Consider the following 19,727-nt stretch of genomic DNA (forward strand, 5'->3'; position numbering starts at 1 on the left):
GCGCGTCGTTGCCAGATTTGCCGTATTAGGTACTAATCTCCCGTAATTGTAAAAAGTCGATCTTCCACAGATCGCAACCCCCCACTCCACGGAGATGACATGCGCAAGCTTCGCAACGCTGCCGTCCTGGTCGCCGCTCTCAGCAGCATCGGCCTCGTCAGTGGCACGGCTTACGCCGGCGGCGAGGGCCACGGGCACGGCGACAAGTTCAACATCACCCAGAGCTCGCACTGCAAGTCGCACGACCTGAACCTCGACGTCCTCGGCGAGGTCGGTCTGCTCAACGGCCTGCTGGGCAGCGCCCTGAACGGTGAGGGCAACCCCGGCGCCCAGGCCACCAACCTCGGTTCGACGATGGGCTGCAACAACAGCGCCTTCTGAGGTCGGCAACAGCAGCGGTGAATGGTCCCGGCGCCCGGCGCCGGGACCATTCGTGTATGTCAACGGGTCGGCAAAGCAGCGAAATACAGCGGCATTCGGCGCGTCGCGCGGTTATCTCGGGTATTTCGTATCAGCCTTTATGACACAGATCGCGATGTCTCGCAGATCGCATCCACCACACCTCGTTCATCGGAGATGACATGCACAAGCTCCGCACCGCCGCCGTTCTCGTCACCGCTTTCGGGAGCTTCGGGCTCCTCGGCGCCGGCGCCGCTCACGCCGACCAGGGCTGGGGCAAGAAGGGCGACGAATTCAACATCCAGCAGAGCAGCAGCTGTAAGTCGCACGACCTGAACCTCGACATCCTCGGTGAGGTCGGCATTCTCAACGGCCTGGGCGGCAACCTGCTGAACGGCGAGGGCAACTCGGGTGCGCAGCAGTCGTCCCTGGGTTCGAGCATGGGCTGCAGCAACAGCGCGTTCGGCAAGTAGGACGCAACAACAGTCCCCGGTTTCCCGGCCGTCGGCCGGGAAACCGGGGACTTTCGTTTTCCGTGGCCCTCAGAACTCGACGTGCGGCCGCTTGAAGCCCTTGGGCAACTCGGTCTTGTTGGAGCAGTCCACGACCTCCCCGACGCCGTGGGATCCCTCACCCACGAGCTGGTCGTCCGGGAACACCACGCGCGGACGGTCCGAGGTCGAGCAGTCCTGTGCCTGCTTGACGACATGCGTGCCGTTCTTGTCGATACGCGTCTCGCTCTTGTGGACGCAGACGGTGCCGCCCTGGGCGGTGGTCCTGCAGTCGCCCGGGGCCGGGTCCGCGTACGCGTGCCCGGCGCCGACACAGAGCGCGGCGAGACTTCCGACGAGCCCCGAGACGGTGGCGATCTTCCGTGCAGTGAACATGAGTTGTCTTCCTCTGCGATGGGCGACGCAAAGCAGCCCGGACGCATACCTCGACTGAGTCGGGGTGCGTCCGGGCTGCTTTCGCCATGGTTGTCACTCAGCACACCGGCGAGCGGACCCAAGCGGTGCCGGCGCGGGATACCGAGTTCGTGCGGGGTGCGTTTTTACTCGCCACCCTGGTTCTGGTCGTAACCGCCCTGCTCGGGACCGGAGTTCCCCTGCTCCTGCGGCTGGCCCTCGGGCTGGGCCTCGGGCTGGGCCTGCGGCTCGGCCTGCGGAGTGGCGTAGTAACCGCCACCGACGGCCAGGGCGTTGGCCGTCGAGTTGGCCACGGCGGTGATCTGCGGAGGCGCGTCCTCGCCACCGGCGGCGGAGCTGACCCCGGCACCGAGGAAGGAGAGCCCCGCAACCGTCGCCGCTACGAGTGCGACGCGCTGAAACTTACGCATGATTGACCCTTTCTGGTCCAGGCGGTAGCGCCCGGCTTGACTACTTAATGTGAGCATATACACACACTCCGTAGCTAACCGAGGATCCACACCCGTCGAGTTGCGCTTCAGCCCCGTCTGTCGTACAAGCGCTACCGGCCGCCGACCGGAAGGATCCGGCCCATGACACCGAACGGGTCGGCGGGCGAGTCCGGCTCGTCACCCTTCTCCACGGGCGCCACCCCGACGGCTCCGGGGGAACAGGTCACCTCGGGCCCGAGCCGCTCCGTCCCCTGGCCCAGGACCGCGGGCAACTGCACGGGCTGCACCGGCTTGCAGGTCTCCTGGTGCGGAATCGTCGCGCCCTCGGGAACCTCCCCCTTGATCCGCTGGGTGCAGGTGAGGTTGCCCATGAGATCGTCGGTGCACTTGCCGGGACCGGCCGCGGCATACGCCGGGGCGAGGCCGGCACAGGCCACGGCGAGGCCGCCGAGGAGCCCCGAGACGGCCGCGATCTTCTTCCCGCTGATCTTCCCGCTGAACATGTGATGCGCTTCCTGTCGTGAGGACACCCGCCGAACTCAGCCGCCGAAAGCCTGGTTGTACTGGCCGCAGGTGGTGTCGAGGGTGTCGGCGAGGCCGAGCACGCCGATCGGGACGTCGTTCTCGGACACCGTCTGCGGGCTGCACTCCTGGTAGGGGCGGTAGTGGTTGGACACCTGCGGCCCACTGTCGTAGGACTCGGCCACGGCGGGGGCGGCGGCGACGGCGGACAGGCCGCCGGCGGCCGCCACTGCTGCGATCACGACCTGCTGAAGCTTGCGCATGGAACCCTCGGTCCTTTGCTCGTACAGCTGCTCATACAGCGATGCTGGTTGCCTAGCGTGATTGCATGAACACTAGCAGTAGTGGGACAAGGGGTTCCACAAAGGACATCCGCCCCGAGGGTGACATAGCAGCACATAATCACCTTATGGGTGGGGGGAGTTGAGTCAGGAGAGCGCCAGCTCCGCAGGCCGCGGGCGATCGGTCGCGGGCACGGAGAGGATCAGGTCCCGCAGCCGCTCGACGTACCGCCGCACGTTCTTGTAGGCGATGTCGGTGTCCGGGTAGCGGCAGGCGAACCACAGTCCTTCGTGCAGGCGGTTGACCCAGGCGCACACCTGGTCGCCGTACGAGACCCGCAGCAGCCCGTACGCCTTCTGCTCGGCCCAGTCGGCCGCGCCGGGGATGAGCCGGGCGTCCACGTACGAGATGATCGAGTACATGTCGGGCGAGGTCGGCCTGAAGTCGGCGCCGAGCAGCCGCAGTACGCGGGCGAGCGGGATCCGGGCCAGCGACCGGTTGGCCCGCAGCTCGGCGCGGACCGTGTCGAGCGCGGTCTCCAGGTCCCGGGCCGCGGGCACCTCGATGGGTGCGCCGCCGACGTACCAGCCCACCGAGTCCGACCACGCGGACTTCAGCCGGGTGTGGAAGGGCACGACGGTGCGGTACACCGGCTGGCCGCCGAGTTCGTGGACGATCAGGCTGGTGGCGGCCAGGATGCCCACCAGACTGCCGCCGTAGGGACGGCAGTACGCCTCGAACGCGGCGGCGGCGTCCGCGTCGACGAGCGGCTCGCACACCAGCTTCTGGGTGGGCAGCACCCCGCCGGGCTCGAGACCGAGGTCGACCGGGAACTCCGGGAGCCGGCCGCCGCACCGGGCGATGAACTCCCGCCAGCGCGCGACGATCGCATGAGCGTCGTCGATGCCGTCCGCGTTCGCCCGCTCCTGCTCGCAGAAGTCGACGTAACTCCCCACGGACGGACCGGCGACGGGACTTCCCTCGACGGCGGCCGCGTACAGCCCGTTGATCTCCTCGGGGAGCCGGTGGATCGAGTAGGCGTCGACGTTGGTGTGGTCGAAGGCCATGTACACGCTGGTGGAGTCCTCGCGTACGACCGCCGTGTAGATGAGGTTCGGCCAGCCGAGCGCGTCCGCCGCGGCGTCGAACCGATCCTGCAGGTACCGGGTGAGCGCCCCCGCGTCGGTGAACTCGCCGACCACCTCGCGGTGCAGGGACACGTCGCTCTCGGCGAGCGTGAACCGCTGCATGTCGTCACCGGCCCACCGGAAGCCGCTGCGCAGCGTCTCGTGACGCAGCGTCCAGCCGCGCAACGCCCCTTCCAGCGCGTCGAGATCGACCTCGCCAGGCAGGTCGAACGCCGCACCGAGCCAGGTCGGTACGAACAGCCCGTCCTCGCGCACCGACCGGGCTGTTCTGATGTGCGACTCCTGGATGTACGCCGGCGGCCGCGGATCCGGCGGCAGTGCCGCCGCGGCCGCGATCGTCACCGGGCTGAACCTCCACTCGACGAGCCGTCCGGGCCGGATCTCACAGCGCTGGATGTCAGAAATTCGCACGGTGGCTCTCCTTCGCAGAAGACACCAGCTTCATCAACAACGGCAAGCCGTACGCGCGCGATGATCGCTGTGTCGCCGTGAGTTCAGCGGGACGTGTGACGTCTCGAACGGACAAGCGCACCACGTCACTCGTACCTGTAGATCCCACGCACGTCCTCCAGTTCGGCCGGGGTGACGTTCCAGGGCGGCAGTTGCTGGTACCGGGCCACGACCCGGCCGTGCTGGGGATCACCCGCGCCCGGGGGCTCGGCGGGAAGGTAGGTGTGGCCGGGGTGGCGTTGCTGCCAGCGGGTCCACAGCAGGTCGACGAAGGAGTGATGCAGCCAGAAGACCGGGTCGTTGACGGACGCGGCGCTGACCATCACCCCGCCGACCCAGTGGTGGACCCGGTTGTGGTTCTGCCAGGAGACGCTGCCCCGGCCGCTCCCCCAGCCCTCCAGCTTGTTGCGGTAGCCGCGGGTGACGGCCGAGTTCCAGGGCCAGCTGTCGTAGACCGGGTCGGCCAGCGCCCACTCGACGTCGCGGCCGGTCGGCAGCTGGATCGGGGCACGGGCACGGCCGAGGTCGCGGGTGAGGTACGGCACGTCGGTCACGTTCTCGGTGATCTTCCAGTGGCCCGCCCGGTAGGCGAACGGGCCCGTGATCACCTGCCGGTCCGTGCGCCGCCCGTTGCCGCCGAGCAGGTCATCGGCCCACGGCAGGGAGTCCGGTGTCCGGTCCCGGGTCCAGTCCCAGTACGGCACCGTCACCGAGGCGTCCACCCTGCGCAGCGCCCGCTCCAGTTCGAGCAGCAGCTTGCGGTGCCAGGGCAGGAAGGAGGGCGCCATGTGGGCGGTGCGCAACCGGTGTTCCCGGTCGGCGGAGTTGTGCGCGATGTGGATCCGCACGAACTCGTCGTACTCGCCCCGCCGTTTGACCTCCAGCAGCGCGCCCACGAACCGGCGCCGCTCGGCTCGGGTCAGCCTGTTGACGTTCTTGCGCGTGTAGACCACGTACGCCTCCCTCGGGCATCGGCCGGAGGGGTAACCGCCAAACACACCTTCGGGTCACCGGCGCTACGGCCGGACCGGTGACGCGAAGGTGTGTCCGGCGGGCGGTTCAGGACAGCCAGCGCTTCCACACCTCGGGGTGGCCGTCCACCCACTTCTTCGCGGCCTCCTCGGGGCTCAGCTTCTGGTCGGCGATCATCAGGGAGACCTGGTCCTGGTCCTCGGTCGTCCACGTGAACTTCTTCAGGAAGGCCGCCGCCCTGCCCCCGCTGTGCGCGAAGTCGGTGTTGAGGTACTTCTGCAGCGGGGTGTGCGGATACGCGCAGGCGACCTTGGCCGCGTCGGCGTCGCAGCCCTCCTTGTACGCCGGCAACCGCACCTCGGTCATCGGTACCTTCTTGAACAGCCACTGCGGGGCGTACCAGTAGGTGAGGAAGGGCTTCTTCTCCTTGGCGAACTGCTTGATCTGGGTGATCTGCGCGGCCTCGGACCCGGCGAAGACGACCTGGTAGTCCAGCTTCAGGTTGCTCACCAGCGCCTTGTCGTTGGTGACGTACGACGGTGAGCCGTCCAGGAGCTGTCCCTTGCCGCCGCTCTCCGCGGTGCGGAAGAGCGAGGCGTACTTGTTCAGGTTCCTCCAGTCCGTGATGTCCGGGTGCTGCCTGACGAGATAGGTCGGCACGAACCACCCGATGTGCCCGGTGACCCCGAGCTTCCCGCCCCGGCTGATGGTCTTCTTGTCGTCGACGTACCGCTTCTCCTGGTCCGGGTGCCCCCAGTCCTCCAGGATCGCGTCGACGCGGCCCTGGCTGAGCGCGTCCCAGGCCGGGACCTCGTCGACCTGCACGGTGTCGACGCGGTAGCCGAGCTTGTGCTCGAGGAGGTACTGGGCGACGGCGACGTTCGACTGCGCGCCGACCCAGGACTGCACGGACAGGGTCACGGTCTTCGAGCCCTGCGCGCCGGCGAACGGCGAGGCCTGCTTGGTCATGTCGGCGGCACCGCACCCGGTGGCGAGCACGAGGACGGAGGCGGCGGCGACGAGTGTCGTACGGCGCATGGTCACGCTCCCTTCCGCGTACGGCGTTCCGTGGGCTGGGTGACCCGGTCGAGCATCAGCCCCAGGCAGACGATGGCGGCACCGGCGACCAGCCCGGTGGCCAGGTCGCCCTGGGCGAGGCCGAAGGCGACGTCGTACCCGAGGGCGCCACCGCCCACCAGGCCGCCGATGATGACGACGGCGAGGACGAGTACCACGCCCTGGTTGACGGCGAGCAGCAACGCGGGGCGCGCGAGCGGGAGTTGGACCTGCAGCAGCTGCTGGCGCCCGGTCGCGCCGAGCGACCGCGCGGACTCCAGGGCGGCCGGGTCCACCTGGCGCAGCCCCTGCGCGGTGATCCGTACGACGGCCGGCAGCGCGTAGACGACGGCGGCGGCGACGGCGGGCGCGCGGCCGACGCCGAACAGTGCGACGACCGGGATGAGGTACACGAACTGCGGCATGGTCTGGAAGACGTCCAGGACGGGCCGCAGGACCCGCTCCACGCGGTCGCTGCGGGCGGCGGCGATGCCGGTGGTGAAGCCGAGGACCAGGGTCACGGCGACGGCCGCGAGGACCTGGGACAGGGTGTCCAGCGACGGCTCCCACACCCCCAGCACGCCGATCGCGGCCATCGCGAGGACGGCGGTCAGCGCGGTGCGCCAGGTGCCGATCAGCCAGGCCAGCGCGGCGACCACGAACAGCACCGCCCACCAGGGCAGCCACTGCAGCCCCGAGCGCACGGGGTCGAGGACCCAGGTGGTGAAGTGCGCCGCCCAGTCGGCGGTGCCGCCCACGACCGGGACGCCCGAGTACAGGTGGGCGGTCATCCAGTCGACGGCGCGGTTGACCGGTTCGGCGAAGTCCAGGGTCCAGGCGGTGGGCCAGTCGAGGCGGCCGAGGAGCCGGGCGGCGAGCGCGACGGCGACGGCGGCGCCGAGGCCGTACAGGAGGCCGGCGGCCGGCTTCCGGGTGTCGCCGCGCTCGCCCGCCGCCGCGGTGATGCGGTCCAGTACGACCGCGAGCAGCACGATGGGGACACCGGCGGCGAGGGCCGCGCCGACGTCGACCGACGCGAGGGCCTGGTAGACGCGGTCGCCGAGACCGCCGGCGCCGATGACGGAGGCGATGACCGCCATCGACAGCGCCATCATGATCGTCTGGTTGAGGCCGAGGAGGAGTTCCTTGCGGGCCAGCGGGATGCGGGCGGTCAGCAGCCGCTGTGCGCCGGTGGCGCCGAGCGAGTCGACGGCTTCCAGTACCTCGGGGTCGGCGCCGCGCAGGCCGAGGGCGGTGAGCCGGGCCATGGGCGGGGCGGCGTAGACGACGGTGGCGAGGACGGCGGCGGGGACGCCGATGCCGAAGACCAGGACGACGGGGAGGAGGTAGGCGAAGGCGGGCAGCACCTGCATGGTGTCGAGGACCGGGCGCAGGGCGCGGTGCAGCCGGTCGGAGAGCCCGGCACCGAGGCCGAGCACGAGGCCCACGGCCACGGACGCGAGTACGGCCACGACCATCAGCGCGAGGGTCTGCATCGTCGGCACCCACATGCCGAGGGCACCGCAGGCGAGGAACGCCACGGCCGTACCCGCGGCGAGCCGCGGGCCCGCGACGCGGTGCGCGACGGCGGCGGCGAGCACGGTGACGCCGGGCCAGCCCGCGGCGAGGAGGGTCAGGTAGACGGCGCGGACGGTCAGGACGACGGCGTCGCTGATGTAGCCGAAGAAGTAGAGGAAGAGGGGGTGCGTGTCCCGGTTGTCGACGACCCAGTTGCTCGCGGAGGTGAGGGGGGAGGAGAGGTCGACGGTGAGGTGGCCGGGCCAGGAGGCGGACGCCCAGCGGGCGTTGGCGAGGGGGACGAGGATCGCGGCGGCCACGGCCAGGACGAGGAGCTTGCGGGCGGCCCGGCCGGCAGGGAGCGTCACCCGACGAGGACTGGGAACACTGATCGTCGCCATCAGACGTCCTCCGGGCTGGTGCGGGGGGCGGGCGGTGTCACTCGCCCGCGCTCACGAGGTGCCGCCGCGCCCACCCTCCCCATCGCCCCAGCGGCACCACTGCCCGCGGCTGAGGGGGTATCGGCAACCCCCGCGGCCGAGGCGGTGTCGGCGGGGGTGGTGTCGGTGGCAGGTCCACCTTCCAGCGAACGCTCCCCATCCCCACCCAGGGGCGCGGGGAACTGCGCGACCGGCCCACGACCACCCGCGGCCGAACCACCACCCGCAGCCGAACCACCACCCGCGGCCGCGGGACCCTCCAGCGAACGCTCCCCATCCCCACCCAGGGGCGCGGGGAACTGCGCGACCGGCCCACGACCACCCGCGGCCGAAGTGCCACAGGCACCCCCCTTCGCCACGACCCCGAGCAGTGTGTCGGCGTCGACGACGCCCACGCAGCGGTCCCCGTCCACGACGCGCGCCGGGACACCGGCCTCCGCCACCACCTCGATCGCCTCGGCGACCGTCGCTTCAGGGGCGACCGCAGGGCCGTCGGCCGAGCCGGTCTCCGCCTGCGCACGCATCGCGGAGCGGACCGTCATCACCTGCTCGCGCGGCACGTCGCGGACGAACTCGCGGACGTAGTCGTCGGCCGGGGAGCCGACGATCTCCTCCGGGGTGCCCAGCTGGACCACCCTGCCGTCCCGCATCAGGGCGATGCGGTCGCCGAGTTTGAGCGCCTCGGACAGGTCATGGGTGATGAAGACCATCGTGCGGCCCTCCTCGCGGTGCAGGCGGACCACCTCCTCCTGCATGTCCCGCCGGATCAGCGGATCGAGCGCGCTGAACGGCTCGTCGAACAGGAGGACCTCGGGGTCCACCGCCAACGCCCGTGCGAGACCGACCCGTTGCCGCTGGCCGCCGGACAGCTGGCCGGGGCGGCGCTGCTCCATGCCGTCGAGGCCGACCTTGGTGACGACCTCTGCGGCCCGCGCACGCCGCTCGGACCTGCCGATGCCCTGGATCTCCAGGCCGTACGCCACGTTGTCGAGGACGGACCGGTGCGGGAGGAGCCCGAAGTGCTGGAAGACCATCGCGGCCCGGTGCCGGCGCAGTTCCCTCAGCCGGGCCTTGTCCATCGCGCGGACGTCCTCGCCGTCGATGGCGATGGCACCGGCCGTGGGCTCGATGAGCCGGGTCAGGCAGCGGACCAGGGTGGACTTGCCGGACCCCGACAGGCCCATCACCACGAAGACCTCGCCCTTGCGGACGTCGAAGGAGACGTCGCGGACGGCGGCCGTGCAGCCGGTGCGGGTGCGGAGCTCGGCCGGGGACAGGCCGGTCAGTTCGGGGTCGGCCGGGACGCGGTCGGCCTTGGGACCGAACACCTTCCACAGGCCCTCGACGGAGAAGACAGGGGTCGTACCGTTCATCACGCACCGCCCTTCAGGAGGTCCACGGCCCGTTCGCCGACCATCAGCACCCCGATCATCGGGTTCACGGCCGGCATGGCCGGGAAGACGGAGGCGTCGGCGATGCGGATGCCGTCCAGGCCGCGGATGCGCAACTCGGGATCGACGACGGCCAGTTGGTCGTCGGCCGCACCCATCCTGCAGGTGCCGGCCGGGTGGTAGACGGTGTGCGCGACCTTGCGGGCGTACTCGCTCAGTTCCGCGTCGCCCTGGATCTCCGGGCCGGGGCACACCTCGCGCTTCAGCCAGCCCGCCAGCGGCTCGGTCCTCGCGATCTCGCGGGCGATGCGGATGCCGTCGACGAGGGTGCGACCGTCGTAGTCGTCCTCGTCGGTGAAGTACCGGAAGTCGAGCGCGGGCTTCACGGACGGGTCGGCGCTGGTCAGGTAGAGGCGGCCGCGGCTGCGGGGTTTGGGGATGTTCGGGGTCATCGAGACGCCGTGCGCGGGGCGTTCGTAGCCCAGGCGCTCGGGGTTGTCGGTGAACGGGACCTGGTAGAAGTGGAACATCAGGTCCGGACCCGCCTGTTCGGGGTCGCGGCGGACGAACAGGCCCGCGTCGGAGTCCATCGCGGAGTTCTCCGGGATCGGGCCGTTCGTCTCCCAGACGATCACCGACTCGGGGTGGTCGAGGAGGTTCTCGCCGACGCCCGGGAGGTCGTGCGCGACCGGGATGCCGAGGGCCTCGAGGTCCGGCGCCGGGCCTATGCCCGAGTGGAGGAGCAGGCGCGGGGAGTCGACGGCGCCGGCGCACAGCACGACCTCGTTGCGGGCCCGTATCAGCAGCTCCTCGCCGTCCTTGGTGCGGACGTGCACGCCCTCGGCACGGGTGCCGTCGAGCTCCAGCCGGTATGCCCAGGTCTCCAGGAGGAGCCGGAGGTTGGGGCGCTCGTCCAGCACCGGGTGGAGGTAGGCCACCGACGCGCTGGACCGCTTGTTGGTCTCGGGATGGTAGGCGAGGTCGAAGAAGCCGACGCCCTCCGTGAAGGGCCGGCGGTTGAACCCCTCCACGCGCGGGACACCGAGCGCCTCCTGGGCCGCGTCGACGAAGTCGCGGGCGATGGCGTTCCGGTCCTTCTCGTCGACCGGGACGATGTTGTTGAGGAGGCGGGCGTAGTAGGCCTCCATCGGCACCGCGCCCCAGCCCTTGGCTCCCGCCTCCTCCCACTCGTCCCAGTCGGAGGGCAGCGGTTTGAAGGAGATGAGGGTGTTGTGGCTGGAGCAGCCGCCCAGCACCCGGGCGCGGCTGTGCCGGATGTGGGAGTTGCCGCGTGGCTGCTCGGTGGTCGGGTAGTCGTAGTCCAGGTCGCCGCCGAGCAGGCCCATCCAGCGGCGCAGGGTGAGGACGTCGTCGCGGCCGACGTCGCTGGGGCCGCCCTCGATGACGGCGACGGTGACGTCCGGGTTCTCGGTGAGGCGGGAGGCTATGACGGAACCGGCGGTTCCGCCGCCGATGACGACGTAGTCGTAGACGTGGGGTGTGTGGGACATGGGGGGAGCTCCAAGAGGCTTCTTCGGTACGGCGGTCGGAAGAACTCAGCCGGCGAACCAGCGCACCGGCTTCGGCGCGAGGTTCTGGTACACGTGCTTGGTCTCGCGGTACTCGGCGAGTCCGGCGGGGCCCAGCTCGCGGCCGGTCCCGCTCTTTCCGAAGCCGCCCCACTCCGCCTGCGGCAGGTAGGGGTGGAAGTCGTTGATCCAGACGGTGCCGTGCCGCAGCCGCCCCGCGACCCGGCGGGCCTTCCCGGCGTCCGTGCTCCACACGGCGCCCGCGAGTCCGTACTCGGTGTCGTTGGCGAGGGCGACCGCCTCGTCCTCGGTGCGGAAGGTCTCGACGGTGAGGACCGGGCCGAAGACCTCCTCGCGCACGACCCGCATGCCGCGGTGGCACTGGTCGAGGACGGTGGGTTCGTAGAAGTAGCCGCCGGCCGGGCGGTCGGCGGACGGTTCGGGGCGCTTGCCGCCGGCGCGCAGCACCGCGCCCTCCGCCAGCGCCGACGCCACGTACTCCTCGGTCTTGGCGCGCTGCTGCGCGGAGACGAGTGGGCCGCACTCGACGCCGTCCGCGGTGCCCCGGCCGAGCCGGATCCGGGCGGCGCGGCGGGCGAGTTCGGCGACGAACCGCTCCCTGACCGGCTCCTCGACGATCAGCCGGGCGCCGGCCGAGCAGACCTGGCCGCTGTGGATGAACGCCGCGTTGAGGGCCTGGTCGACGGCGGTGTCGAAACCTTCCTGCGTGGCGCAGGCGTCGGCGAAGACGACGTTGGGGTTCTTGCCGCCCAGTTCGAGCGCGACCTTCTTGACAGTGGGCGCGGCTGCCTGGGCGACCTTGGTGCCGCTGACCAGGCCGCCGGTGAAGGAGACCAGGTCGACGTCGGGGTGCTCGGCGAGGCGGGCGCCGACGGTGTGGCCGGGGCCGGTGACGAGGTTGGCGACTCCGGCGGGCAGCCCGGCCTCGGCGAGCAGTCCGATCAGGGCGACCGTCGTCAGCGGGGTGAGTTCGCTCGGCTTGACCACGAAGGTGTTGCCGGCCGCGAGCGCCGGGGCGATCTTCCAGCTCGCCTGGAGGAGCGGGTAGTTCCAGGGCGTGATCAGCGCGCACACGCCGACCGGTTCGGACACGACGACGCTGTGGATGTCGGCCGACCCCGCGTCGACCACACGGCCCGCGCCCTCCGCGGCGACCAGGTCGGCGAAGTAGCGGAAGGCGTCGGCGACGCAGTCGATGTCGACGCGGCCCTCCTCGACCGTCTTGCCCGCGTCCCGGCTCTCCAGGAGACCGAGCTGTTCGCGGTCGCGTACGAGGAGGTCGGCGACCCGGCGGAGCAGGGCAGCGCGCTCGGCGACGGGGGTCCGGGGCCAGTCGCCGGTGTCGAAGGCGCGCCGGGCGGCGGCCACCGCCGTCTCGGCGTCCTTCTCGTCACCTTCGGCGACCACGGCGAAGGGCAGGCCGTCCGCGGGGTCGATGATCTCGCGTGTCGCGCCGGAGACCGCTGCCAGCCAGTCGCCTCCGGCATGGATGGTCGCTCGTGCCGTGCTGTCCGCCATGATCGGTATTGCCTTCCGTTCCTGTTCGGTACCCCTGTGTGACAACGGGGTCACCCTCGGGGACCGTCGGCACCTGCCCTGGACCTCGGATTGCATGCGCAATCGCCGACCGAAAGTGTGCGGCGTCACTGAACAGTCGGACATGCATGAACAAACCCCCCGAGGAGAGCGAAGGCTCCTCGGGGGGCGGTTCGGGTTTCAGGACGTGGTACCCGCCGATGCGGTGGGCGTGGCGTGCCGGGGGCCGCTCCTGGTCGAGATCTGGCCGACGAGCTCCCAGAAGCAGACCAGGGCGGTGACGGGCGGAATCCCGAAGATGACTAAGGACAGCAGGGCGTGGGAGGAGTGGCTGATGCACAGGGCCACGGCCACGACGGAGGCGGCCAGCACCACGCACCAGGACCGGCGCGCGCTCCGGCGCTGCGCGGTGGCCCGCAGGACGGACAGCGCCGCCACGAACCACGGGCCGTAGACCGTCAGCGGCCAGTACTGCGCCAGTCCGCCGGGGAGCACCGAGGAGGCGATACCGCGCAGCTGGGCGTAGGAGTAGCAGAGGGACCAGGCCAGCATGGACACCGCGCACAGCGAGACCGTCGCGATCAGGAACGTGATGTGCGTGACGCTCCGGCCGCCGTCGAGCAGGTGGGAGTCGTGGCGGACCCGGTGGCGGACCCTCCGGCGGCTGCCCCGGCGCTGGGCGGGCACGTCCAGCAGGGTGGGGGCCGTGGCCACCGTCGGTGCGGACAGTATCTGCGCCAGCTCCTCGACCGGGTCCCAGTCGTTCGCCGCGACGTCCGGCTCCGGGACACCCCAGGCATGGTCGTAGAGACCGGGGTGGTCATAGAAGCCGGGGTGGTCGTAGAGACCAGGCCCCGAGTCGTGCTGAATCCCGTCCATCGATTACCTCCGCGCCCTGCCTCAGAAGGCTCCGTACAGATCTGCCATGGTCCGCCGATATTCATTTTCCATCGTGTTGATTCTCTTCAGGAAATCATCGAGCAGGTCCGAGCATGAGGTGATATCCATACCACCGGGCCAGCGCAGCACGGTTGTCGGATGATCTTCGGCTGCGCACCAGTCCAATCGCGTCACGGTCACCTAACGACCGTCGCGTCGGGCGGGGTTTGGAGCGTTCGGGGGAATTCAGTCACCCGGAAGAGAAGTTATATAATTCGCACCGCCCGCACATTCGAAGAAATTTTGAATGCCCGGGCGATTACGTTCCGTGAGTACTGAATTTAAATGAACGGCTGCGGTCAGGCGCCGGCAACGGCGCCAAAGGCCTCGGTCATCAGCTCCCGTACGCAGTTCCGCAGCCAGGCGTGCGCCGGGTCGGCGTCGTGGCGGGGATGCCAGGCCAGGCCGATGGGGACCGGCGGCAGCGGCAGCGGGACCTCGAAGGTGGTCAGGCCGAGGGCGGTGGCCAGCGGGACGCCCCAGGAGGTGATCAGGCCGATCAGGTCGGAGTCGCGGAGCACGAAGAGGGAGGCCGGGAAGGTGCCGACGGTACCCACCACCCGGCGTTCCAGGCCGAGTTCGGCCAGCGCGGCGTCGACCGGGCCGTGCAGCCTGCCGCGCCGCGAGACGTTCAGGTGACCGGCCGCGGCCGCGTACCGCTCGGGGGTCAGCTCGCCGGCCAGCAGCGGGTGCCCGGACCGTACGACGCCGAGCATGCGGTCCTCGTGGAGCTGCTCCACCCGCACCTCGGGCGCGGTGGTGTCGATCGCCCCGACCTCCAGGTCGGCCGTGCCCTGCCGCAGGTACGGCAGGTCCACATGGGCCTCGCCGAGGAACCGGATGCGGATGCCGGGCGCCTCCGCGGCGGCCCTGGCGAAGAGGACGGCGGCGTGGGTGCCGGCGATCGTGTCGGAGCCGACGATGGTGAACGTCCGCGAGACGGTGCGCAGGTCGGCGTCCCGGCCCGGCGCGAACAGCGCCCGCGCCCGCTCCACCACCGCGCTCACCTCGGCGCGCACGGCCAGCGCGTGCGGGGTCGGCACCATCCGGCGCCCGGCGCGCACCAGTACGGGATCGCCGAGCGCCCGGCGGATCCGGCCGAGGGTGCGGCTCATGGCCGGCTCGGACAGGTGCAGCCGCCGTGCGGCCCCCTGCACGCTCTCCTCCTCCAGGAGCACGTCCAGCGCGACCAGCAGGTTCAGGTCGAGGCCCGCGGGAGATGCGGCGGATTGCGTCATACGCAGTCGTCCCTTGCAAAGGTTGCACTGGAAAGCAGGTCAGCGCCGAGCCTACGGTGACGGGGCAGCCCACACCCCACCCATCAGCTCCCTGGGAGGAGCCGTGCCCTCGCACGCCCTGAAACGCCCCGTCCTGCTCGTCCTGTGCGCCTGCGTGCTGGTCGCGCAGAGCATGGTCGCCGCCATCAACCTGCTCATCCCCGAACTGGCCGGGTCGTCCCTGCACCCCTCGCACAGCGAGATCCTGTGGACCGTCGACGCCTACGTCATCGCCTTCGCCGGTCTGCTCGTCCCGGCCGGCGCGCTCGGCGACCGGCACGGCCGCAAGGGCGCCCTGCTGGCGGGCCTCGCCCTGTTCGCGGCGGGCGCGGCCACCAGCGCGCTCGCGCCGGATCCCGCCGTACTGATAGCCGGCCGCGGCCTGTCCGGCGCCGGCGCCGCCCTGATCACCCCGGCCACCCTCTCGATCCTGGTCCGCCTCTCCGCCCCCGAGCAGCGGGCCCGTGCCCTCGCCTCCTGGACCCTGGCCCTCGGCCTGGGCGGCGCGGCCGGCAACCTGGGCGGCGGTCTGGTCGGCCAGTTCCTGTCCTGGCGGGCCCTGTTCGCCGCCATGGTCCCGCTGGCCGCGCTGCTCGCCCTGGCCGTCGCCGTCATCACCCCGCGCACCGACCGCTCCGCGCACAGCAACCTCGACCCGCTCGGCACCGTGCTCCTCACGGCGGGCCTGATGGCGGTGCTGTTCGGCATCATCGAGGGCACCACGTACGGCTGGACGTCGGCGCCCATCCTCGGCGCCTTCGCGGCCGGCGCCGTCCTGACCGCCCTGTTCACCGCGCACGCCCTGCGCTCGCCGCGCCCCCTCTTCGACCCCCGGGTCTTCGCCTCAGCCCGGCTGCGCTCGGCGTCCCTCGGCACGGCGGCCGGGTTCTTCGGCCTCTTCTCCCTCTTCTTCGTCAACTCGCAGTACCTGCAGGGCATCAAGGGCTACGACGCGGCCGTGACCGGTGTCGCCATCATGCCGCTGACGATCGGCATGGCCCTGGTCCCGAGGCTCGCCGCCCGCTGGTCGGGCCATCCGCGCGCGGTCGTCGGCGCCGGGCTCGCCCTGATCGGCCTGGGCCTGCTCGGCGCGTCCACCGTCGACGCGGCCACGCCGTACTGGGCGTACGCCTGCTGGCTGCTGGTCATCTCGGCCGGCACCGGGCTTTCGATGCCCGCCCTCACCCTCGGCGTGGTCAGCTCGCTCCCGCCGCACCAGGCGGGCCTCGGCTCCGGGCTCGGCACCACGGCCCGGGAGACCGGCGCGGCCCTCGGGGTCGCGGTCACCGGCACGATCCTGGGCAGGCACAGTGACCTCGCCTCCGGGATGGGGCCGGCCCTGCGTACCGTCGCCCTGCTGGTGCTCGCGGCGACGGCGCTCGTGGTGGCCGGCTACGGCGGCCGCACCCCGACACGTACTATCGCGTCCGATCCGGAACGCGTACTATCGCGTTCGACCGATGCCTGAGCAACTCCCGCCGCACCCCGGCCCGTTGAGGAGCCCCCCGATGCCCGCCCTGCTGAACCCCGTCCTCGACCTGCTGACCCTGCGCGGCACCGTCACCGAGGCCGAACAGCTCACCGCCCGGATGCGCCGGCTGCGCGTCGACGGCGACCGGCTCGCCGGCCTCGACGTCCGGCCCGGCCAGCAGGTCCGGGTCCTGGTCGCCGGCCTGACCCTGCGGACGTACTCGGTCTGGCGCTACGACCCGTCCGGCGTCGTCGAACTGTGCGTCCTCGACCACCCCGAGGGCGGGCCGGGCGCCCGGTGGGGCCGGACCGCCCAGAAGGGCGATCCGGTGCGGCTGCGCGGGCCCGAGGGCACCTTCACGCTGCGCCCCGACGCCGCCCACCACGTGTTCGTCGGCGACGAGACGGCGGCGGTCGCCTTCGGCGCGATACTCGCGGCGCTGCCCGAGGAGGCCCGGATCTCCGGCTGCGTCGAGACGGAGACGGCCGCCGACCGGCTGCCCCTCAACCACGCGGAGCGCCTCGACTGGGTGCTCAGGACCGAGACCACGCTGCCGGAGGCGGTACGGCGGCTCGCTCCCGAACCCGGCGGGGTGGCGTACGTCGCCGGGGAGGCGCGGGCCGTGCAGGCGGTGCGGAAGGTGCTGGTCCAGGAGGCGGGGTGGGACCGGCGCGCGGTCCTGACCAAGCCGTTCTGGACGCCGGGGAAGCGCGGGTTGGAGTAACCGCTCACCGCACGCGGACGGGCCCCGCTCCGGAGGAGTCCGGCGCGGGGCCCGTCGGGGTGCGGGAGGCTCAGATGAGGCCGAGGGCGCGGACCGCCTCGCGCTCCTCCGCCAGCTCCTGCACCGAGGCGTCGATGCGGGCGCGGGAGAAGTCGCTGATCTCCAGGCCCTGGACGATCTCGTACCGGCCGTCCTTGGTGGTGACCGGGAAGGAGGAGATCAGGCCCTCCGGGACGCCGTAGGAGCCGTCCGAGGGGATGCCCATGGAGGTCCAGTCGCCGTCGGCGGTGCCGTTGACCCAGGTGTGCACGTGGTCGATCGCGGCGTTGGCCGCGGAGGCCGCGGAGGAGGCGCCGCGGGCCTCGATGATCGCCGCACCGCGCTTGGCGACGGTCGGGATGAACTCCTCGGCCAGCCACTTCTCGTCGTTCACGACCTCGGCGGCGTTCTTGCCGGCCACCGTGGCGTGGAAGATGTCGGGGTACTGGGTGGCGGAGTGGTTGCCCCAGATGGTCAGGCGCTTGATGTCGGCGACCGTGGAGCCCGTCTTCTTCGCGAGCTGGGTCAGCGCGCGGTTGTGGTCCAGGCGGGTCATCGCGGTGAAGCGCTCGGCCGGTACGTCCGGGGCGGCGGCCTGGGCGATCAGCGCGTTGGTGTTGGCAGGGTTGCCCACGACCAGGACCTTGATGTCGTCCGCGGCGTGGTCGTTGATGGCCTTGCCCTGCGGCTTGAAGATGCCGCCGTTGGCCTCCAGGAGGTCACCGCGCTCCATGCCCTTGGTGCGGGGGCGGGCGCCGACCAGGAGGGCGACGTTGGCGCCGTCGAAGGCGACGTTCGGGTCGTCGGAGATGTCGATGCCCTGGAGCAGCGGGAAGGCGCAGTCGTCGAGCTCCATGGCGGTGCCCTCGGCGGCCTTGAGCGCGGGGGTGATCTCCAGGAGGCGGAGCCGGACCGGCACGTCCGCGCCGAGCAGCTGGCCGGAGGCGATGCGGAAGAGCAGGGCGTAACCGATCTGGCCGGCCGCGCCGGTGACGGTGACGTTCACGGGAGTGCGGGTCATGGCGTTCTCCGTATGACAGCTGGCGGTGGGCGTCCTTGCCCTGGGTGCCCTGGGGTGCGGACGTACAAATGATCGATCTCTTGGTATCAAGAGATCCACCGGTCAGGCTATCGCGCATCAAGGATGCCCGAGGGCGAGGGGTCCGTGTGGCTCACCCCACAAAAGAGGCGGCCGCCTGTCCGGGAGAGGTGAGACAGCGCGGCCGCCGCTCGGGGTCCCGATTCCGGACTCCCGTGGGGGATACCTGTCGCGTGCCCAGGACGGAAGCCGCCATTCCTGTGTGCCGCCGATTTCTTCGTGGGGGGCAGCCGCAGGGTCCGGGGGCTGCCGCCCCCGGGCTCCCGCTCGTCGGCCTCCGGCCTCGTCCTCGAACGCCGGACGGCCCGTTGTGGTCATGCTTCCTACGGCGTGCACCCCGTCCGCCCCGACGCCAGCGTCGCGCACGCCTTCGCCGCCGCCGCGTCCCGCACCGCCACCATCGGCGTGTACGCGATCGTGTCGCCGGTGGCCGTGATGTCCCCGCGTTCCGTGGTGGTGCCGGCCGTGACCCGGACCGAGTCGCCCTGGGCGGCCCCCGTGATGCGGCCCCAGGCGGCGCCGCAGGTCCGGCTGTAGCGGACCTCCAGCGTGGTCGCGCCGACGGTGACGGTCTTCGCGGTGGTCACGAGGTCGCCGCTGCACCCCATGGCCTCCGCGTCCTTGCCGGTGCAGCCGGTGCCCGCGCACTTCACCCCGGCCGGGAGACCGCTGCTGGTGGCGGTGGAGGGGGTGGCCGGGGCGCCGTTGCCCTGGTTCTTCCGTCCGCCGCCGTCGCCCCCGGTGAGGAAGAGGACCGCGGCGACGACCACGACCACGCCGACGGCACCGGCGAGGAACATCGTCAGCCGCCGCCTGCCGCCGCCGGGTGGGGCCGCGGGCGTCGCCGGACCGCGCGAACCCCCCGCGCCCTCCCGGCGGTTCGCGTCGGGCGCCGTCGGCTGGGGCGGGATGGTGGGCGAGACGCCCGCCGGCCCGGCGATCCCCGGCACCGCCACCGCGCTGCCCGCCCGGCGCGGCGCCCTGCCGCCTCCGGCATCGGAGGAGGAGGTGGCGGGCGGCGCCCCGAACTCCCCCAGCGCGGCCCGCGCCTGGGAGATCCGGATCGCCTCCATGGTCATGTCGTGACGCATCTCCGAACGGCTCCAGGCCCGTTCGGCCAGCTCCCACATGGTGGTGAGATGGACGGGATCGGTCCCGGTGACCTCGGCGAGCGCGACGACCGCGCCCTTCGGTGCCAGCAGACGGCCGCTGAGATAGCGCTCCCAGGACGTCCTGGCGTAGCCGGTGCGGTCGGACAGCGCCGCGACGCTCAGGCCGCTGCGGTCCACGAGCCGCCGCAGCTGGGTCGCGAACTCCTTGACCTGCGGATCGAGTTCGTCCGGCAGGGCTTTCCAACGAGGCATTGCTTCCCCCCTCTTCCCCCGGTCCTCTTCCCCCGGTTCGGTGCCGTGTCTTCCCCGCGCTTCCCCTCGCGCGGTGCCCCCGCGCCGGTCCCCGTCTGGCCTACCCAGCGGGATGCGGCGGCCCCGGAGAACAGTCCCCGGGCAGGGGGCGCACAGGAGCACCGACCCGTCCCCGCGCACCGTCGCGCGCCTG

The 19,727-nt window shown here is 71.5% G+C and carries 20 protein-coding genes; 4 read left to right on the forward strand and 16 right to left on the reverse strand.

Annotation, left to right across the window (positions count from 1 at the left end; translation table 11 throughout):
• Nucleotides 1–99: 99 nt before the first annotated feature.
• Together ACZ63F_RS15685 and ACZ63F_RS15690 are read left to right on the forward strand one after the other, a co-directional pair.
• Complete coding sequence (locus ACZ63F_RS15685) at nucleotides 100–381, forward strand: hypothetical protein (RefSeq protein ID WP_294007180.1); 282 nt, start codon at nucleotides 100–102, stop codon at nucleotides 379–381.
• Between the two features lie 200 nt (nucleotides 382–581).
• On the forward strand, nucleotides 582–872 hold the full coding sequence (locus tag ACZ63F_RS15690) for a hypothetical protein (RefSeq protein ID WP_093499533.1): 291 nt from the start codon (nucleotides 582–584) through the stop codon (nucleotides 870–872).
• A gap of 69 nt (nucleotides 873–941) precedes the next feature.
• On the opposite strand, the gene ACZ63F_RS15695 is transcribed toward ACZ63F_RS15690, so the two are convergent.
• The 14 genes from ACZ63F_RS15695 to ACZ63F_RS15760 all read right to left on the reverse strand — a co-directional run bounded on the left by ACZ63F_RS15695 (nucleotide 942) and on the right by ACZ63F_RS15760 (nucleotide 14,798).
• Entirely contained in the window at nucleotides 942–1,286 is a 345-nt protein-coding gene (locus ACZ63F_RS15695) for a hypothetical protein (RefSeq protein ID WP_469711506.1), read from the reverse strand.
• A gap of 164 nt (nucleotides 1,287–1,450) precedes the next feature.
• Nucleotides 1,451–1,735 (reverse strand): hypothetical protein, encoded by a 285-nt coding sequence (locus ACZ63F_RS15700; RefSeq protein ID WP_469711508.1) that lies wholly within the window; start codon nucleotides 1,733–1,735, stop codon nucleotides 1,451–1,453.
• A gap of 131 nt (nucleotides 1,736–1,866) precedes the next feature.
• The gene (locus ACZ63F_RS15705) at nucleotides 1,867–2,259 is read right to left on the reverse strand and encodes a hypothetical protein (RefSeq protein ID WP_469711510.1); all 393 of its coding nucleotides are present in this window, start codon (nucleotides 2,257–2,259) and stop codon (nucleotides 1,867–1,869) included.
• Nucleotides 2,260–2,295: 36 nt separating this feature from the next.
• Nucleotides 2,296–2,541, reverse strand: coding sequence for a hypothetical protein (locus tag ACZ63F_RS15710; protein ID WP_093499536.1), 246 nt, complete (start codon nucleotides 2,539–2,541; stop codon nucleotides 2,296–2,298).
• A 165-nt stretch (nucleotides 2,542–2,706) separates the two neighbouring features.
• Nucleotides 2,707–4,119 carry a condensation domain-containing protein gene (locus ACZ63F_RS15715; protein WP_469711511.1) on the reverse strand — a complete coding sequence of 471 codons (1,413 nt, stop codon included), beginning with the start codon at nucleotides 4,117–4,119 and terminating at the stop codon, nucleotides 2,707–2,709.
• A gap of 125 nt (nucleotides 4,120–4,244) precedes the next feature.
• The gene (locus ACZ63F_RS15720; protein ID WP_469711513.1) at nucleotides 4,245–5,111 is read right to left on the reverse strand and encodes a tyrosinase family protein; all 867 of its coding nucleotides are present in this window, start codon (nucleotides 5,109–5,111) and stop codon (nucleotides 4,245–4,247) included.
• A gap of 106 nt (nucleotides 5,112–5,217) precedes the next feature.
• Complete coding sequence (locus ACZ63F_RS15725; RefSeq protein WP_469711515.1) at nucleotides 5,218–6,168, reverse strand: ABC transporter substrate-binding protein; 951 nt, start codon at nucleotides 6,166–6,168, stop codon at nucleotides 5,218–5,220.
• A 2-nt stretch (nucleotides 6,169–6,170) separates the two neighbouring features.
• The gene (locus tag ACZ63F_RS15730; RefSeq protein ID WP_469711517.1) at nucleotides 6,171–8,105 is read right to left on the reverse strand and encodes an ABC transporter permease; all 1,935 of its coding nucleotides are present in this window, start codon (nucleotides 8,103–8,105) and stop codon (nucleotides 6,171–6,173) included.
• On the reverse strand, nucleotides 8,105–9,517 hold the full coding sequence (locus ACZ63F_RS15735; RefSeq protein ID WP_469711519.1) for a quaternary amine ABC transporter ATP-binding protein: 1,413 nt from the start codon (nucleotides 9,515–9,517) through the stop codon (nucleotides 8,105–8,107). Before ACZ63F_RS15735 ends, ACZ63F_RS15730 begins: the two co-directional genes overlap by 1 nt.
• Complete coding sequence (locus tag ACZ63F_RS15740; protein ID WP_469711521.1) at nucleotides 9,517–11,046, reverse strand: GMC family oxidoreductase; 1,530 nt, start codon at nucleotides 11,044–11,046, stop codon at nucleotides 9,517–9,519. The genes ACZ63F_RS15735 and ACZ63F_RS15740 overlap by 1 nt, the downstream gene beginning before the upstream one ends.
• A 45-nt stretch (nucleotides 11,047–11,091) precedes the next feature.
• A complete protein-coding gene (locus tag ACZ63F_RS15745) occupies nucleotides 11,092–12,603 on the reverse strand; it encodes an aldehyde dehydrogenase family protein (RefSeq protein ID WP_469711524.1) in 1,512 nt (503 codons plus the stop codon).
• Nucleotides 12,604–12,801: 198 nt separating this feature from the next.
• Nucleotides 12,802–13,500 carry a DUF2637 domain-containing protein gene (locus ACZ63F_RS15750; protein ID WP_469711526.1) on the reverse strand — a complete coding sequence of 233 codons (699 nt, stop codon included), beginning with the start codon at nucleotides 13,498–13,500 and terminating at the stop codon, nucleotides 12,802–12,804.
• Between the two features lie 21 nt (nucleotides 13,501–13,521).
• On the reverse strand, nucleotides 13,522–13,701 hold the full coding sequence (locus tag ACZ63F_RS15755) for a hypothetical protein (RefSeq protein ID WP_143063672.1): 180 nt from the start codon (nucleotides 13,699–13,701) through the stop codon (nucleotides 13,522–13,524).
• 158 nt (nucleotides 13,702–13,859) lie between these two features.
• Nucleotides 13,860–14,798, reverse strand: a complete 939-nt coding sequence (locus ACZ63F_RS15760) for a LysR family transcriptional regulator (protein ID WP_469711528.1) — start codon at nucleotides 14,796–14,798, stop codon at nucleotides 13,860–13,862.
• A 103-nt stretch (nucleotides 14,799–14,901) separates the two neighbouring features.
• On the opposite strand from ACZ63F_RS15760, the gene ACZ63F_RS15765 reads away from it, so the two are divergent.
• A complete protein-coding gene (locus ACZ63F_RS15765; protein ID WP_469711530.1) occupies nucleotides 14,902–16,305 on the forward strand; it encodes an MFS transporter in 1,404 nt (467 codons plus the stop codon).
• A gap of 40 nt (nucleotides 16,306–16,345) precedes the next feature.
• Nucleotides 16,346–17,032 (forward strand): siderophore-interacting protein, encoded by a 687-nt coding sequence (locus ACZ63F_RS15770; RefSeq protein WP_469711532.1) that lies wholly within the window; start codon nucleotides 16,346–16,348, stop codon nucleotides 17,030–17,032.
• A gap of 70 nt (nucleotides 17,033–17,102) precedes the next feature.
• On the opposite strand, the gene ACZ63F_RS15775 is transcribed toward ACZ63F_RS15770, so the two are convergent.
• A complete protein-coding gene (locus ACZ63F_RS15775) occupies nucleotides 17,103–18,092 on the reverse strand; it encodes a malate dehydrogenase (RefSeq protein WP_352361793.1) in 990 nt (329 codons plus the stop codon).
• 401 nt (nucleotides 18,093–18,493) lie between these two features.
• Entirely contained in the window at nucleotides 18,494–19,534 is a 1,041-nt protein-coding gene (locus ACZ63F_RS15780) for a helix-turn-helix domain-containing protein (RefSeq protein WP_469711535.1), read from the reverse strand.
• Nucleotides 19,535–19,727 lie beyond the last annotated feature (193 nt).

The organism is Streptomyces sp. NPDC104761 (genome assembly GCF_055583445.1).